This is a genomic window from Tunicatimonas pelagia (genome assembly GCF_030506325.1).
Lineage (GTDB): Bacteria > Bacteroidota > Bacteroidia > Cytophagales > Cyclobacteriaceae > Tunicatimonas > Tunicatimonas pelagia.
In genome coordinates this window covers 5885720-5902850 of record NZ_CP120683.1, presented here as the reverse complement: position 1 = coordinate 5902850, position 17131 = coordinate 5885720, and the positions used below count along the sequence as shown (strand labels likewise).

16 protein-coding genes are annotated in these 17131 nt (G+C 45.1%); 12 read left to right on the top strand and 4 right to left on the bottom strand.

What is annotated here, in order from left to right; all coding sequences use genetic code 11:
• Window positions 1–131 precede the first annotated feature (131 nt).
• The 7 genes from P0M28_RS25315 (at window position 132) to P0M28_RS25285 (ending at window position 7119) form a co-directional block, all read left to right on the top strand.
• Entirely contained in the window at window positions 132–938 is an 807-nt protein-coding gene (locus tag P0M28_RS25315) for a toast rack family protein (RefSeq protein WP_302206154.1), read from the top strand.
• A 130-nt stretch (window positions 939–1068) separates the two neighbouring features.
• Window positions 1069–1953: a LytTR family DNA-binding domain-containing protein gene (locus tag P0M28_RS25310; protein WP_302206153.1), complete on the top strand. Its 885-nt coding sequence runs from the start codon at window positions 1069–1071 to the stop codon at window positions 1951–1953.
• Window positions 1954–2220: 267 nt separating this feature from the next.
• A complete protein-coding gene (locus tag P0M28_RS25305) occupies window positions 2221–3297 on the top strand; it encodes a PH domain-containing protein (protein ID WP_302206152.1) in 1077 nt (358 codons plus the stop codon).
• An 82-nt stretch (window positions 3298–3379) separates the two neighbouring features.
• On the top strand, window positions 3380–4018 hold the full coding sequence (locus P0M28_RS25300) for an ABC transporter ATP-binding protein (protein WP_302206150.1): 639 nt from the start codon (window positions 3380–3382) through the stop codon (window positions 4016–4018).
• Window positions 4015–5319 carry an ABC transporter permease gene (locus tag P0M28_RS25295; RefSeq protein WP_302206149.1) on the top strand — a complete coding sequence of 435 codons (1305 nt, stop codon included), beginning with the start codon at window positions 4015–4017 and terminating at the stop codon, window positions 5317–5319. Before P0M28_RS25300 ends, P0M28_RS25295 begins: the two co-directional genes overlap by 4 nt.
• 159 nt (window positions 5320–5478) lie before the next feature.
• On the top strand, window positions 5479–5976 hold the full coding sequence (locus P0M28_RS25290; protein ID WP_302206147.1) for a hypothetical protein: 498 nt from the start codon (window positions 5479–5481) through the stop codon (window positions 5974–5976).
• 45 nt (window positions 5977–6021) lie between these two features.
• On the top strand, window positions 6022–7119 hold the full coding sequence (locus P0M28_RS25285) for a hypothetical protein (RefSeq protein ID WP_302206146.1): 1098 nt from the start codon (window positions 6022–6024) through the stop codon (window positions 7117–7119).
• An 18-nt stretch (window positions 7120–7137) separates the two neighbouring features.
• On the opposite strand, the gene P0M28_RS25280 is transcribed toward P0M28_RS25285, so the two are convergent.
• Both P0M28_RS25280 and P0M28_RS25275 read right to left on the bottom strand, forming a co-directional pair.
• The gene (locus P0M28_RS25280; protein WP_302206144.1) at window positions 7138–7806 is read right to left on the bottom strand and encodes an HAD family hydrolase; all 669 of its coding nucleotides are present in this window, start codon (window positions 7804–7806) and stop codon (window positions 7138–7140) included.
• 141 nt (window positions 7807–7947) lie between these two features.
• Window positions 7948–8142, bottom strand: coding sequence for a CPXCG motif-containing cysteine-rich protein (locus P0M28_RS25275; protein WP_302206142.1), 195 nt, complete (start codon window positions 8140–8142; stop codon window positions 7948–7950).
• Window positions 8143–8522: 380 nt separating this feature from the next.
• On the opposite strand from P0M28_RS25275, the gene P0M28_RS25270 reads away from it, so the two are divergent.
• The 4 genes from P0M28_RS25270 to P0M28_RS25255 all read left to right on the top strand — a co-directional run bounded on the left by P0M28_RS25270 (window position 8523) and on the right by P0M28_RS25255 (window position 12156).
• A complete protein-coding gene (locus tag P0M28_RS25270; protein WP_302206141.1) occupies window positions 8523–9569 on the top strand; it encodes an IS4 family transposase in 1047 nt (348 codons plus the stop codon).
• A 77-nt stretch (window positions 9570–9646) separates the two neighbouring features.
• Window positions 9647–10504, top strand: coding sequence for a hypothetical protein (locus P0M28_RS25265; protein ID WP_302206139.1), 858 nt, complete (start codon window positions 9647–9649; stop codon window positions 10502–10504).
• A 60-nt stretch (window positions 10505–10564) separates the two neighbouring features.
• A complete protein-coding gene (locus P0M28_RS25260) occupies window positions 10565–11200 on the top strand; it encodes a hypothetical protein (protein ID WP_302206137.1) in 636 nt (211 codons plus the stop codon).
• A gap of 254 nt (window positions 11201–11454) precedes the next feature.
• Window positions 11455–12156, top strand: coding sequence for a hypothetical protein (locus tag P0M28_RS25255; RefSeq protein WP_302206136.1), 702 nt, complete (start codon window positions 11455–11457; stop codon window positions 12154–12156).
• 178 nt (window positions 12157–12334) lie between these two features.
• On the opposite strand, the gene P0M28_RS25250 is transcribed toward P0M28_RS25255, so the two are convergent.
• The gene (locus P0M28_RS25250) at window positions 12335–12850 is read right to left on the bottom strand and encodes a hypothetical protein (RefSeq protein ID WP_302206135.1); all 516 of its coding nucleotides are present in this window, start codon (window positions 12848–12850) and stop codon (window positions 12335–12337) included.
• Window positions 12851–13134: 284 nt separating this feature from the next.
• Here P0M28_RS25250 and smc point away from each other — a divergent pair, with 284 nt between their 5' ends.
• Complete coding sequence (smc, locus tag P0M28_RS25245) at window positions 13135–16680, top strand: chromosome segregation protein SMC (protein WP_302206134.1); 3546 nt, start codon at window positions 13135–13137, stop codon at window positions 16678–16680.
• 69 nt (window positions 16681–16749) lie between these two features.
• Here smc and P0M28_RS25240 read toward each other — a convergent pair whose 3' ends face one another.
• A complete protein-coding gene (locus tag P0M28_RS25240) occupies window positions 16750–17088 on the bottom strand; it encodes a hypothetical protein (RefSeq protein WP_302206133.1) in 339 nt (112 codons plus the stop codon).
• Between the last annotated feature and the right edge of the window lie 43 nt (window positions 17089–17131).

Here is a 17131-nt window from a genome sequence, read left to right as displayed (position 1 = left end):
AGTAGTTAAGCTAGAAAATTTATCGCAAACAAAAAATTGGGTATCTTTACGGAGACTGGAGTCGGGAGACCGAAGTCCGGTTTCCGGTTTCCGGTTTCCGGTTTTTACCATTAAATCACCTTATCATCAAAATGATGCACAATTACCCAACCTATCTACTTATTTTCTTGATATTTTCTGCCTGTGATATTCCGTTTAGCACTGCCCAAGAAGAGCCGAGTGAAACTCGCACGATTACTCAGCAGATTGATGCTGAAGGAGCTGAGTCCGTTTCTACCACCATTGAGATGAGGGCGGGAAGGCTTACCGTAACCGGAGGAGCGAAGCAACTGATGAACGCGGACTTTACCTATAACTACGATTCTTGGGAGCCAGAAATTTCCTACGAAACCCAGGATGCGACGGGCTTTCTGGCCATTGAACAACCTGAGCTGAAAAATTTAAACATCAATTTGAGTGATGATGAACAAGTGAATGAGTGGGTCATTCAACTGAACGATGACATTCTCCAGGATTTGTCGTGCAATTTAGGTGCTGGAGAAACTAATCTTGATCTGCGAGGCCTCGCCCTCAATAGTGTGGACATCAAAGCCGGGGTGGGCGAACATACCATTGACCTACGCGATAGCTCCGTACCTGAACTAGACATTAAAGCCGGAGTGGGTGAAGTAACCCTGGACTTAACCGGTAAGTGGCGCAACAGCTTAGTAGCCGATATTAAAGGTGGCATTGGTGAGCTAAACCTCTCACTACCCGGCACCGTAGGCATCCGATTGGATATTGCCGGGGGGCTGGGTGATGTAGATGTTCCCCGTGGCTTCCGAAAAGACGGTCGCGTTTATACTAATGACTTATACGACACCGCCGAACATACCCTGGACTTTGAGATTAAAGCTGGTTTGGGTAGCATTAACGTAGAAGTAGAGGATGTTATTTAATTTCCCACCTTTTTCAAGGGCTAATTAGTAGTATTCACCAATGGGTGAGTAGTATTGACTGATTTACTACGGTATTTCGTACCAAATTTCGAGAACGAGGTGATACATTTGGTAAAAATACCAGTTCCTTATGAGAAGCAGTACTATTATTTTAGCCAGCACTGCCATTTTTTTAATTCTATTCAGGCTAGCTCAATATTTAACTGCTAACATTCAGCCCGTATCAACTACCAGAGAGGAAGTAGCGCTAATGCTAAGAAGTAATGAGATAAAAACCATTCGGTTGATAGCTGAAAAAGAAGCTGCGTATTTTACGCTCAGGTCAGAAGCTCGGCAAAAGCCTAACCATCAAAAGGCGCTGGCAAACCGAAGGTTTCCAATTCTTGGTATAGGTTCGCACTATGCTGTTTACGTAGACGACTTATTTTTCTACGAAGACGAGCTATTAACACTTGTTGACAAGCTTCCTCATCAAGATGGAATAAAGCTCGAGGTAGTTAATTCTCGGTCGCCAACTGATTTTTTAGAAATATGGGCAACTATCAACGTAGTTCTGGTGCTAGCGGTATTCGGTTCATTAGCATACTTAGTTTTCTTAGCCATTCGTCGTTTACGAACCCCTCCTCAGGCACCTATCGTACTCAACCAAAACGGTCATGGTTACACTAAACCAGACAGAAGTTTACATAACTTCCCCCTTAAGCTGGCGAGCAAAACTATCTTTAAACCTACCGAAGAAATAGCCTGCTTCTACGCTCAAGACAATCACGTTTACTTGTACGACACTAAAGGGAAGGAACACTTGGTAGAATACACTTTAGTCGACCTGGAAGCTAAGCTGCCTGAGCAATTCGTTCGGGTACACCGCTCCAGTATTATTAACAGTCATCTTATTCACGAAATCAAGAAGCAACCGGGTAGTCGATTCGTTATTAAACTGCGGGACACCAATCAAAAAGAAGTCATCACCGGACAAAGCTACGCCGCCCCCGTCAAGCAATTGTTTGAGATTTGAGGGTAGTGGGAAGACCGAAGTCGGAAGTCGGAAGCTAGAGAAATAGAATAAACTGTGTTGAGAAGAACACTACCCCTGTTGCTCGCTACCATTAGTACGCTATTCCTTACTTTAGTCTTCAGTCTTCAGTCTCCCGACTCTGGTCTTTCGTCTTCGATCTTCATTACACATTGTAATTATCCATTTTCCATTGTCACTTATCAATTGTCTCTATTGACTGTGGACTAAAATTCGCCTAAATTGCCGAATTGTCTGTTTTGAGAAGTTATGGAAACACAACCATTTTATAAGTCGAACCTAGAATCGGTCTCTCTCTGGGGAAAAATGAGAGGGCAAAAATCTGAGAAGAACGCTGTCTTAGAAATTAATAACCTCCTATCCGAAAAACCATTGTTAGACGTTACTCCCGCCGACGTTCTGGCAATTGTCAATAAATACGAACTAAATCTGTACACCGACTTTACTGATGGCTCACTGCGGGAGTTATACAAAGCGTATCTTCGCTATTGCTTTGACGATAACCATCTGAATGAAGAGGAAATCAATCGTCTGAGGCACCTAAAGCATCTGCTGGGGCTAAGTGATAAAGATATAGATCTGGCACACCATAGAGTTTGCCAAGAAGTACACGGGCGCGAATTAGAGACGGCTCTAGCAGATCAGCGGTTGGATGAAAAGGAACGTCGCTTTCTAAAAGATCTACAGACCAAGCTACAGCTCCCGGCGGAAGTAACTCAGCGCGTTCAGCAGCACAAAGCTACATCCATTGTAATGGAGTTTATCATCGGTGCTATTACTGATGAACCCTTATCTGCCGAAGAAGAAGAGGAGCTAAATATTCTGGGCAACCACGTAACACCAACCCCTCAATCGGGTACCAGTACCCGAAAGCAATTAGCCAAATACCGCCTACTGTGGCAATTAGAGAACGAAGGGCTGCCAACCATCTACGTACCGCTAGAATTTCCAAAAGAAGAAAGTTGCTGCTTTCTGGCCAATGCTACTTGGCACGATGCACCAGACCAGATACTCATTGCCCAACCTAAGCCTATTCGTACCAAGCTAGCTGAGAGAAATTACTGGCAACCTCTTAACAGTTCGGCACCATTCAATGGCCAGCCAGACAAAGCGGAAAAAGGTAAAATTTACCTTACCAATCAGCGACTGATTTATCGGGTCAATGAGCAAGAAAAGACCATTCAGCTAGATAACATCCTTAATTTTCAGCCCTATTCAGATGGAATTGCCGTGCTGCGGGGTAAAGGTCGCCACGTAATGTTAGCGATGGACAACCATTCTGACGTACTCGCTATCCTGCTCGGACGGATACTGCGGGATAGATGATTTACAAAAAACGGAAAATATCCCATCAACCTCTCTCCCGTTTTCCGTACTCCCTTTCCCCTTTTTTAGTATCTTGGCTGGTATGATTCAAATAGAGAATGTCACCTTTCAGTATACGCCTCGTTCTACTCCATTTCAGTTTCCTGATTGGTTAGTCAACGCCGGAGAACACGCGGTGTTACTAGGAGCTTCCGGTAGTGGAAAAACCACCTTGCTGCACCTGCTGGCCGGATTACTGCGCCCTACTCAGGGAAAAATCATGATTGGCTCACAGAATATTGCCCAGCTTAGCGGTAGTGCTCTTGATCGCTTCCGAGGTCAGAAGCTAGGTCTCATTTTCCAGCAACCTCATCTGCTAAATTCCCTAACATTAGAACAAAACCTTTTGCTAGCTCAATATTTAGCTGGGGTGAAGCAAGACCGTAAAGTGATTCAGAAGACGCTAACCTCACTTTCGTTAGACCATAGGGCCAAAGCCCGGGTGACTACCCTTAGCCAAGGAGAAGCTCAACGTGCTGCTATTGCCCGGGCGGTTTTAAACAACCCAACGGTTATTTTGGCCGATGAACCCACTTCTAGTCTGGATGATGAGAACTGCAATCGGGTATTGGAGTTGTTGCGAAACCAAGCCCAGCAACACCAAGCGACTCTGCTCATTGTTACCCACGACCAACGGGTGAAAGAACATATTCCTCACCAACTGACTCTGGCCAAAGCATGAACCTACTGAAGCTCAGCGGAAGCTACATCAAGACGAAGCCACTCAATACGCTGCTCAACATAGTATTGTTAGCGTTAGGGGTTGCCATCATTACGGTACTACTGCTTGCTAGTAAGCAGGTAGAAACGTCTCTAACGCAGAATAGTCGAGGTATTGATCTGGTGGTAGGAGCTAAAGGAAGCCCCCTTCAGATTATTCTATCCAGTATTTTTCACATAGACTATCCTACCGGAAATATTCCTTTGTCGGAAGCCAGGCAGCTTTCTCGTAACCGCCTGATTAAAAATACCATTCCGCTCTCACTAGGTGACAGCTATCGGGGATACCGAATTGTAGGTACTAATTATGAATATCTTGATCTCTATCAGGTAGAAGTCTCGGAAGGTATTCGTTGGGAAAAGTCGATGGAAGTTACGCTAGGGGCGGTGGTTGCTCAGCAATCAGGCCTCTCGGTGGGTGATACCTTTGCCAGTAGCCACGGCTTTGTAGATGATGGGTTGAATGTACACGATGATCAGCAGTTTACCGTGGTAGGTATACTCTCTCCCTCCCAAAACGTAGTTGATAACCTTATTCTTACGTCATTAGAAAGTGTTTGGCAAGTACATGATCATGGCCCCGAAACGGATACTACTCATGCTGAAGCCAATCATGATCATGACCATGAAAATGAGCACGAGCACAACCATGATCATGAAAATGGTCATGAACACGAACATAATGAAGCCATTACTAAACAGGGCTTACCCGACGAGGGTGACGAAATCACATCCTTGCTGGTACAGTTTCGTTCACCCATGGCCGCCGTACAGCTTCCTCGTTATATCAACGAACGTACCAATATGCAGGCAGCCTCTCCCCCATTTGAAACTGCTCGATTGTTCTCATTGATTGGCGTCGGGATTGATATGCTTCAGGGTTTCGCCTACGTCATCGTAATCATTGCTGCCCTCAGTATTTTCATTGCTCTTTACAACTCACTAAAAGCCCGTCGTTACGATCTGGCAATTATGCGTTCGTTGGGAGCCTCTCCTCCCCTACTCTTCACACACGTAATCCTAGAAGGGCTAATTATTACTCTGACTGGGTGCATACTAGGATTATTACTCGGACACGGGGTCATTTTCATCGCCACCCAACTCTACGCCCGCCCGGGTCAGCTTGGCTTATCTGCCGGACAGTTTATCACTGAAGAATTGTGGATTCTTATTGGCAGTTTAGTAGTTGGCTTAGTTGCCTCGCTTATTCCAGCCATCCAGGCGTACCGAACAAATATTTCAAGGGTGCTGGCGGAGCGATAATCGTAGGAATATGATTAATCGCGCGGCGAACCGTCAAGTCCCCACTGTCAATCAGGTTCCTACAATTAGTCAAAACATGTAGTTACCTGCCGTAGCTTTTACAGCTATCTTTGCGTCTGCCGAATCCCTGTATTGGTACCATTAGAGGCAACATCATCTATGCGCCCTACCGCTTTTATACTGACTGCTATTAGCCTACTGACAGCTTGTTCTACTGACGATGAAGTGCCCAGCACCTCACCTACCAGCGAAGCAGCTACTCCGACCTACGATGAGAGTCTGCTTCCCGAACCACAACCGCTAAATAACCTGATCGCTAATGGTAACTTTGAGTCAGATGAAGATTGGTTTACCTGCGGAGGTGCTCAGGTAGCATCTACTAACGAAGGGCAAGCAATGGTGATTGCCACCGGTGAGGTATGCGAAGAAGCGAGTGGCTCGACTTTCACGGTAAATGCCATTGCAGCTCAAGAGATAAACCTATCAGCGGTGCCGGAGCTATTCACCGTTTCCTTTCTGGTACGGATTGATGGAACTGTCCCTAATCTAGACTTTAATGTGTTTCTGACCAATGCGCCGGATGGCACCTACGGTTTTGGCCTCAATGAGTACTTTCTAGGTGCCCCCACCCAGGAAGAAGATCAGGCAGGTGGTTGAACCCGGATTAATTTTCTAGTCACTCGGCAGGATGTTGATACTTGGTTGGATGAACCGCTACCGCTGTTTGTTGTATTTGAAGCCAAGAATTTCTCTCCTACCAGCACTACGACCATCTACTTAGACGATGTTATTGTCACCGAAGGAGTTATTCAACTAACACAACCCGCACCCATGCCCGATGCATTGCGGAATTATAGCGGAAACAGTCGTCTTCTCTTTTATGATATATCTGCGGAAGAACAACGCGTAGCTACGATGCTCCCCAACGGTACCAATCGCCTCATCTTAAATCAAGTTGATGCAGTCACTGTAGACGGTCTGCCCCGTTGGTTTGGCAACGATCAAGTAGTATTGTCCCAAAAAGTGTTTAACCCCGCAGTTCCCGCCGATGCTACGGTAGTACCTGGCGGTGGTAGCGATGTAACCCGCTACAGTATTACCGATGGCACCCAAGAAGTGCTGTACATTACCCGAGGTGAACCGGGTGTATTCAACTTTCCCGGAGCAGTTGACAACCGGGTCGCCCTGGATGTAGAAGTACGGCGAACTGCCTGGGATTTGGCCAGAAACCGAGGTATACTGAATGTCTGTGGCCGTAACCGATCCCCTGAAGTGGGGCTTAACTCCGACGATATTTGCTGGGTTTATTTATTTGACACCAATACGAACGAAGTGCTTAACGATGAAGTGAACGGCTTTGCCCCCAAATGGTCGGTATCGGGAGAGTTAGCCTACTATTACGACGACCAGCTTTTCGTAGCCGAAGTAGCTGGGGCAGATATTATCTCGCGAGTGATTTACGAACAAAATGGTTTACTACAAGCCTTAGATTGGTCACCCGATGGCACTCAATTAGTCTTCGCCGAAACGGTCAGCAGTAGCGGTATTATCAATAGTGAAGATGTGGTAATCTACGCCATCAAAACCCTAGATATTGCTACTGGGCAAATTGACCTACTGTTGCAAGCCGACCACGGCACCCTAGTCCCCAACCTGTCTTGGTCACCCGATAGTGATTTCATTGTGTACTCAATTGATACTGAACAAGGTTTACAAGTCTGGTGGCTAGAAGTAGCTACGGGCAAAACGGGACCTATCACCAACGCTACCAATGGATACGCCGCTAGCTGGCGTAAATAGGAGTTACTCTATTAACGCTTACTTATCAACAAGAAGTTGATTTAGCTGACTCAACGTCAGGCCGCAAAAGTCGTCAATCACCAAATCGGTGTCTTCAGCCTCTAGCTCTTCACGAGTGTGGGTACTGGCTACTCCAACCACCTTCATTCCGGCTTTCTTTCCCGCTTGAATACCCAGAATAGCATCTTCAAACACAATGCATTGAGACGGTTTTACTCCCAAGGCTTCAGCAGATCTAAGGTATACCTCCGGATGAGGTTTACCGTGAGTGACCATTGTGGAGTCAATAATGGTTGAAAAATAAGCGCGTAATCCGGTTTGCCCTAGAGTAAAATCTACGTTGGCCGGAGGGGCGGAGGTGGAAACGGTACGTAAAGTATTCTCTCTTACTACTTCGGATAAAAAAGTAACCAGCCCCGGAGTGGGTTTAATATGCGGGCGATACAGATCTCGGTACAAGGCCTCTTTTTCTTCGCCAATTTCCCAAATCTCTTCATTAGTCATTTCCCGACCAAACAACTTTGGAATGATATTTTCCATGGTTCGACCGTTTACTTTAGCTTTATACTCCTCTTCCGTCATTTGAATATTGTGCTTTTCAAAAAACTGTAGCCATGATTCTAAGTGAAACTCATGGTTATCCACAATTACTCCGTCCATATCAAAAAGTAAGGCAATTGAATTCATAGTTTGGTGGTTTGGTGGTTTGGTGTTTTGGTGTTTTGGTGTTTAAAATTAGTTTGTCTGTATTATGTATACAAGAATACTTTAACACCGTGCGAGGGTTACCTAAATACATTAGTACCATAACACTTTAATACCAAAGCATTACTGCCCCAGTGGCATAGCATCAAAAGAAGTGACGGTGATTTCGCCCTCGTAGTTTTCTACGGTAAAAGTTAGCTCAATCGGGTTGCAGCACACTTCGCAGTCTTCTACGTAGGATTGGTGGTTTACAGAAGTATCAAGCAGCATAGAAATTTGAGAGAGACAGTACGGGCAGATAAAAAAATGTTCTAACATAAAGTTTTTAGTTCAATACCGCAGGGGCAATGTAAAAGTAATTGGCAAAATTACACGAACCTGCACCGACTCGCTGCTTTTGTAGCCTGGTTCCCAGTCTTTCATCAGGCTCACAATACTTTCAACCGTTTTCACTTGGGTAACGGTTCTATGATAAGTCAAATAGTGATAAATCCAGCTTCCTCCGAAAGTACACGTCAAAGGTAGAATTAACAATAAGTTAACATAAACTTTTTCGCTTTTGGTAGTATGTGTTTACTCTACCCGATGGTTTTTGATTAGGGGTTGAATAGGAAAAAGGAAAAGCTAATTTTTGTAGTTGCGAGACAACAAAAAAAGCTTTTCCAATGGACAAGAATCCGATAGACAAGATATATGAAATGATACGTACGGCCAAAATAGTACCTCATAAAAAGCGGCAGGGTTTCCTCTGTGATATGATTGGCGGGGTCATTAAAAGCCGTTCGGTAGTTTTTTCAGAGATTGCCGATAAGATAGATAAACCTATTAAAGCGAGTTCCATTGAACGACGCATCCAGGACTTTTTTGCCAAAGTTCGCTTTGACTACACGCAGCTAGCCGTTTTCCTGTTAAGCTTTCTGCCCCAACGGCCCTTAGTGCTCAGTATTGATCGTACAGAATGGGATTTCGGGCAGACACAGATCAACATTCTGTGTGTGGTGGCCAGTATCGGCAAGCTAGCCGTACCACTTTACTTTGAGATGCTAGACAACAACAGCGGCAATAGCAATGCTAGAGATCGTATCAACTTGTTTAAACAACTCATCGGCATAGTGGACAAAGAACGTATTCAAATGCTAGTGATGGATCGCGAATTCATCGGGCAACGCTGGCTCAGATGGTTGAAAGACGAAAAAATCCCCTTCTGCGTACGAGTACCTAAGCATCATTCTATCTTGCTAACCAATGGCCAACGGCTTTGGGCTGAAACCGTTGCTCGGCCAGGCAGAACGTACTACCAGCATGAGGCAATTGTGGATGGGGTGGTGGTTAACCTGGCTCTCTGCTACGGTAAAGACAGTGAATTGCTTTATTTGATCGGTACCACTCTACCGCAGACTCTGGCAGCTTGGTACAAACGACGCTGGTCTATCGAGGTGTTCTTTCAAGCTCTCAAAGGACGTGGGTTTGATTTAGAGCGTTCTTCGTTACGCTGTCTACTCAAGTACCGAAAGCTATTTGCGCTGGTAGCCATTGCCTACACGCTCTGCTGGGCCACCGGCATTGAAGACGGAAAGATCAATCCGGTAAAGCCTAAAAAGCATGGCTATCCGCCCTACAGCGTATTTAGAAGGGGGTTAAACCTGATGAGACAGTTTTACAAACAGAAAATATATGAACCCGTACGGCTTGCTGTAGAGGCAGCATGGAGCAACTTCAGCCTCTTCTACAAAACCATCGGGTAGAGTAGTATGTGTTTTATCTTAATAACACTTTTCAATCTCAAGACCAAATACGTATGCTGATCAACCTACATTCTATCTTGCAAAAACTATTAGTGTTGGCTCTACTGCTGCTTCCCTTCTCCTGTATGGAACAGGACGAAGTCGCTTGTGAAAGATGTGACCCACCTCAAACCATTGATTGCGGTGAAGATGGCTGCGATGGTAATCCAGACCCCGATGCTATTGTTGCTGAATATATGCTGGACGAAGTGGTAGTAACCGCCACTCCCTTGAATTCTAGCTCTCCCAAAACTACCAGTCTGGGAGGTGGTGTTTTTCACTTTTCGGGGGGCAGTTGGGGAGCACCGTTTCCATCGAGCTACAGTTCCCCCGCGGGTACGTACACCGCAGCAAAGGGCACTCGATCTACTCCTTATCAACCTAGAAACGATGCCCCCCGAAACTTACCTACCAATCCGGAAGATGGAGCGGTAGTGTACGTAAGAGGTAAAGACGGCACCGTTACCCCACTGGTTTACAACAAAGAGTATGGCGCTTGGGTTATGCCCGAACTCATCAAAGCTGTCAATGATGGCGATATAGAAATACAACTGAATGAACCTGTCTACGGTGGACTCATTCTACTCGCACTACCGGCTGGGGCAGTGCCAGGTGGACAAATACTGCTCGCAGGTACTGCCGTAGTGGTAGGAGCGGTGGCAATCTATAACTTAGCGCAATGGTATGCTGATAGTCATACTTATTATTCTAAAGGCGGTAAACGTAGAATATGGCCTGATCAATACGGAACCCCACCAAACGTAAAGGATATAGACTGGTCTAAGGGAAATCAACAATTAGCTGATGAAATTTCTGAGCGTTTTGGAGACGGAAGGAGAGGCCCACGCTCACCCAATAATCTAGTCAAAAAGTGGCTTAGAGATCATCGTCCTTAATAAATAAAGCAATATCTTTACTAAGATAATCACCCTCTTCTATCGATATAGAAAAACCCTATGTGGGAAGTAACAGTTAACAGTGATCCTATTTCAGATGAATACCGAAAGTACGTTATCGGTATTTGCTATGAGAGTACCCAGCGGTACATACTGTGGGCCACAGATATGTCAGATCAAAATGAACTGGATAAGCTGTGGCTAGATCAACAGCAGAAAATACTGTTATTTGACACGATATCGCAGGTACCCCAGGCTATAATATCTAACCAGTACCCTTTGTTTGATGAAAAGAACTTTCTAGCATGGGCCAACGAATACTCCAGCTTTTGTGCTTATACCCACTACAATCTTGATAAGATAAAGCTTTTAGTGTGTAATCATGTAGATTTGGACAGTCTGTCGCACAGTGAAGCTATGACTATCGTTGACTTCATTAATCTATTTGGTGATTATGCCAGCCAGCAAGAAGAAGATAGCCCCGATCTGCTATCGCTACATCAGCAGAAAAGCATAAGAACCTTCTATGACTTTGCTTATGACAATTACGTATGGGACAGTCCAGAGCACTCTGGTTACCGAAGCTTAAACGAGCTGGACTACCTACGCTTTGATCAGCAAGCATTCCGAAACGCTATCCGACAAATGATAGAACAGTTTATGGTAAATACAGTACAATACCACACTATCAAGTAACCCTGTATTTAATGGGGCTATACTTACTGCACTGGCTCCCGTAGCATTAGTTGAACCTACTCCAGCAGGAGAAATCGTATTGGTAGGTACTGCTGCGGTAATGGGAGCAGTCTATATGTATAATTTGGCGCAATACTATGCTTATTCTGCTGATCTTGCACATTGCATAGATTTGTGTGATAAGCGGTGTAACCCGAGCAAATACCCCTGTGCTCAGTGCTTTGGGTTTAGAAAGGAAGGTAGACTAGTAAACTATGGTAAGTCTTGCTGAAAGAAGATTTGTATTGCAACAACATATGCCGTTAGCAAGCTATGTTGCTATGCTTCAAGGATATATGATAGAGGATGAATTGGAATTTGCTGAGTCTGAAGCAGAGAAAAGGGAGATAATGAATATCTATGATGCCATCAGTTATCGAGAAAAAGAGGTAGTAGATAAAATTACTGAGAAGATATTTTACCATTTAGAAGATAACATTCTACTCTATCCTTTGCTGATAAGTAGCTGTTTACATAATTTTTTTGTGTACCAGGGTTTTACCAGTTTCTACGCAGTGGCTCACGTAAGAAAGACCATAATCGGTACTACTAAAACTGACTATGCACCTGTTCAAGCGACACGTCAAGCATTATTGGACGTTACTGCTAGTAATAATTACGATGAAGCGTATGTGTTGGATACTATGTCGGTGAAAGATATGGTACAACACCTATTTTGGATTGCGCGTTGTGATGCATCAGCCCCCGAGTATATATTTTTATATCCTAAGGATGCCTACTATTTTATTAGTATATGTAAGTACGGCAACATACATTTCTATATATCAGGAGGGAACAAGTCTGTTCTATCGAGTGAGCTTAAGAGTTTTGGTCTGCAAGAATGGCAAGGAAGGGAATACGAACGATTCAGTAACTCGGGTGGTATAGAAGGGAGGTTTACAAACCCAGAAGAATAGTAACTATTATTTTTGTAGAAAGAAGTATTCTGGCTCAGCGAACTGGTCTTTATTAGCTGTTCGCTATGCGTACAAGAGTTTGTCACAGACAAATGGATATTTTAGCGCGTATTGCCGGATAGTTAGTGAAGACTATTTAAAATGGTGTGAAATGCTTTACAGAATGACTAATTTCATTTTAGAAATACTTTCGGTTAATAATTTCACTTAGAATAATGGCTTCACGAGCACTTTTGGGGTTACTAAGTGCTTCGGCCACTTCCTGAGCTACACTGTTCTTTTCTGGGGTGATTTCAATCGGCTCAATACGCTTACCACTGTCTTCTAGCGATATTTTATCAGTAATGCGCTTCGCTTTTTTAGCTACTTGTTGAGCCTCTCGGGCGGTTTGCTGAGCCACCCGCGTTTGTTCCTTCAATTTCTTCTCGACCTTTCGCTTCGGCTTGTCCAGTGGTGGAGCCGGTTGCGGGTTACTTTCTCCCATCATCTCCCGTAGAATATCTTCGAAGGAAACTGGTTTCTTCTCTGGAACGTCGGGATCAACTACAGGCTTTTCAGGTTGAGGAATATCTTCGTAACCTTCGTACTCACCTGTTCCCTGAGTTGGAGGTTTCTTCTTCTTGTTAAGAAAGCGAGAGAAAAAAGAAAAAGCGGCAAAAGCCAGAAATATGAGTAGCTCTAAATAGTTTTCCATCTAAGTCTTATAAGAGTTCAAGAGTTCAAGAGTTCAAGAGTTCAAGAGTTCAAGAGTTCAAGAGTTCAAGAGTTCAAGAGTTCAAGATACTCACGAACACATTAACACCCAAACACCGTGTACAACAACACTACCCACCCCAAACAGTTATAAAACTATTTTTTTCTTCGTTGAATCTTCCAAATTCCTCTATATTCGCCGTTAATTCGAGGGCAAAAAGGCAAATTATCACCCTTATCCATAACCTTTTCTGCCAATTATCTGATTGATTTTGAAGGGATTATATGCAACTTTCTACACTAGAACTAAAAGGTTTTAAGAGTTTTGGCGATAAAGTAACTATTCGGTTCGACCGGGGTATCACAGGTATTGTAGGGCCGAATGGCTGCGGAAAATCTAATGTAGTGGATGCTATCCGTTGGGTGCTGGGCGAACAAAAATCACGGATGCTGCGCTCCGATAAGATGGAGAATATCATCTTTAACGGCACCAAAAAGCGCAAAGCCACTCAACTGGCCGAAGTATCCCTCACTTTTGACAATACCCGTAATCTACTCCCTACCGAATATACCCAAGTGACTATTACCCGTCGTTACTACCGCAGTGGCGACAGCGAATATCTGCTGAACGGTGTGCCCTGTCGGCTGAAAGATATCGTCACTTTATTTATGGACACCGGTATCGCCTCCAACAGCTACGCGATTATTGAGTTGAAAATGGTAGACGATATTCTGAATGACAAAGACGGCTCTCGGCGAGCTTTGTTTGAAGAAGCGGCGGGAGTAAGCAAATTCCGCATTCGTAAAAAGGAAACGCTACGCAAGCTGCGGGCTACCGACGATGATCTGGATCGGGTGGAAGATCTGCTGTTTGAAATTGAGAAAAACCTTAAGTCGCTAGAGCGCCAAGCCAAACAAGCCGAACGCTACTACAAGGCCAAAGAAGAATACAAAGAACTCAGCATTACGCTCGCTAAATCGAAAGTTCGGGCTTCGCAAGAAGCGAGTACGGAAGCAAAGCAGCAACTTGATAATGAAACTGACCGCAAGGTTCAGTTAAGTCGGCAGGTAGACGAACAGGAAGCGACACTAGCTCAACTAAAAACTGACCTGGTACAAAAAGAGCAACTGCTCGCTTCGCGCCAAAAAACCCTGAACGAGCACGTAGCTACTATTCGTAATGCGGAAAGCGATAAGCAGGTAAAGAATGAGCGACTTAAATTTTTGCAAGACCGCAAAGATCGCCTCAATGCACTGCTCAAGCAAGACCGAGAGACGGTAGACCTTACTGCCGAGCATCTGGAAAAGCTTCAGTGGGAAAAAGCTTCGGCGGTCGAATCCCTGGAACAGATTCAGCAGCAAGTCACTGAACTGGAAGAAGAACACCGCACTTTTCAGTCGCAAACGCGGGGTTTAAAAGACGAAGTAGCTGAAGCTGATGACGTTGCTCAGGAGCAGCAGGAGCGAGTGTATCAGCTTCAAAAGCAGCTAGAGATCAAGCAGATGCAACTGAATGCCACCCGGCTGGAGCTAGAAAAAAGCACCGAAAACACCTCCGCCCGTAATGCCGACCTCACGGAATTTGACCAAAAAGCAGTGGTAATTCGTGAGCAAATTGAGGAGCGGGAACAACAACTGGAAGATACCGAGCAACAGGAAGCCGAACTACAAGATCGTATTGTAGCTCTGATTGGCCAGATTGAGCAAACTAAAGAAGAAATAACGGCACTCAACCGGCAGCAGGATGCACTGCAAAATGAATACAACCTTACGAAGTCGTTAGTCGATAACCTGGAGGGTTTTCCCGAGGCCATTAAGTTCTTAAAGAAAAACGTAGACTGGGCCAAAAAAGCCCCGCTCCTATCCGACGTAGTTACTTGCCCTGAACAGTACCGGGTTTGTATTGAAAACTACCTGGGACCCTACATGAACTACTTCGTAGTAGACAGCCGGGCGCAGGCATTGGAAGCCATTCAGCTACTGGGCGATGCCGCCCAGGGAAAGGCCCATTTCTTTCTACTGGATGAGTTGCAACAGTTCGTACCCCAACGAGCCGAAAGCACAATGGGCGACAATGCCAAACCGGCACTAAACGTAGTAGAGTACGACACTAAATACCAACGGTTGATTCAGTTTTTACTCAACGAAGTCTACGTCACTAATTTACCTGATCTATCTCCTCAGGAAACGTATTCGCTAATTACCGCCGACGGTCAAGTAGTGCAGCAGCCGTTTCGCTTGTCGGGAGGCTCAGTAGGTCTGTTTGAGGGCAAGCGACTGGGCCGGGCTAAAAACCTGGAAAAACTGAAAGAAGATTTAGGTAACCTAAAGCAGCAAATTGGAGACAAGCAAGCGTTTTTGCTCGAGCAACAGCAACAAGTGCAACAGCTCCGTCAGCAGTCCTACGCTTCCGATCTTATCGAGATTCAGCGAAATATTAATCGCTTGCAGCAAGATTACGCCACCTTTGCTTCCAAGAAGGAGCAGCTTTCGGAAATGCTCTCGAGCCAGGCACAGCAGCAAGATGCTACGCTGGTGCTCATCGCCCAACTGGAAGAAGAGGTAGAACTAGTCACCCCTCAACTGCAAAATTCTGAGCAGCAACTTCAGTTGGCGAAAGAGCGGCAACAGCAGCTTAACAGCCAATTGGCCGTAGAAAATGAGCAACTCAGCGAAAAGTCGGCGGCCTTTAATCAGGAGAAGATTCGCTACTTCCAGCAGGAGAGCACCCTAAAATCGCTCAGCCAAGAGATTACTTTCAAAGAAGAGTCCCACGAAAAAGGCATCCAGAACATCGCTAAGAATCAGCAGGAGCTAGAGGTTAATACGCAGAACATAACCGACCTGCTCAATAGTAATGATGTCGGCGAAGACGAGCTACTCGCGATGTATGACGAGAAGCAAGCCATTGAAGCCGGAGTAAACGAAGCTGAGCGCGACTACTACGCTTATCGGGGTAATATTGATAAAAGCGAGCAGGCTATTCGGGATTTACAACGGTCGCGCAGCCAGCAAGATACGCTGATTATGGAACTGCAAAATCAGCTTAATAGCATTCAGCTAGAACTGACGAGCATTCAGGAGCGACTTTCGGTGGAGTTTGATCTAGATGCTAAAGAGCTGCTCACTCCCGCGGGCGAAGAGGAAGTACAGCCCACGGACGAAGAGCTGGAAGCGATGAATACCAAGCTGGAAAAAATACGGGAGCGTATTCGTAAGATTGGGCCAATTAACCCGATGGCGATGGAAGCCTACGACGAAATTAAGCAGCGTTACGACTTCATCAGCAGCGAAAGAAACGATCTGCTGCAAGCCAAAGACTCGCTGATGACCACCATCGGCGAAATTGATGCCGTAGCCCGCGAAACCTTCATGGCGGCCTTTGAGCAAATCCGAGAAAATTTCATCCGGGTATTCCGCACACTATTCACCGAAGAAGACGATTGCGAACTTAAGCTAGCTGATCCAGACAACCCACTCGACTCCTCAATTGAGATTATGGCTCGCCCCAAGGGAAAACGACCGCTCACCATTAATCAGCTTTCGGGAGGCGAAAAAACACTTACCGCTACTTCACTGCTATTCGCTATTTACCTGCTGAAGCCCGCACCCTTCTGTATTTTTGACGAAGTGGATGCTCCGCTCGATGATGCCAATATTGATAAGTTCAATAATATCATCAAGGAATTTTCCAGCGAATCGCAGTTTATTATCGTAACTCACAACAAGCGCACTATGGCCAGTACCGACGTGATCTACGGAGTAACCATGATCGAGCAAGGCGTCTCCCGCGTAGTTCCGGTAGATCTACGAGAAACAGTCTCACAATAATGATTAATGACGGATGAATAATGAGTAATATATGGCATTTATTCATCATCCGTCATTATTCACTCATCATTATAGTAGGTATTTTCGGAAAGCAAAAATTGGTCGGTTGGCTAAATAATCTAGTTGTACTTCCTGATCGTAGGCCTCTCGCTCAAAACTGATTGCCCGGTAGGCTTCGCGATGATTTTTACCTTGTAGCCTTCGAGTCAGATACTCGCCGAAGTATAACAGGTAAAACGGAATAATAAACAATTCAAGCTGCTGCCGTAGGTGGATTCGCTCATGGTTCATTAGCCGGGTATTACTCCGATCATTCGCCTGAGTCAGAAATACAAATGGGTAGAAGGTAATTGCTCGGGCAAATCCGAAAGTAATTAGTTTGACGAACCAAGGAACTAGAATGATCATAGCCTGAAATGTAGCCATTTTTGTTACGAAAAGAGAGTGTGTT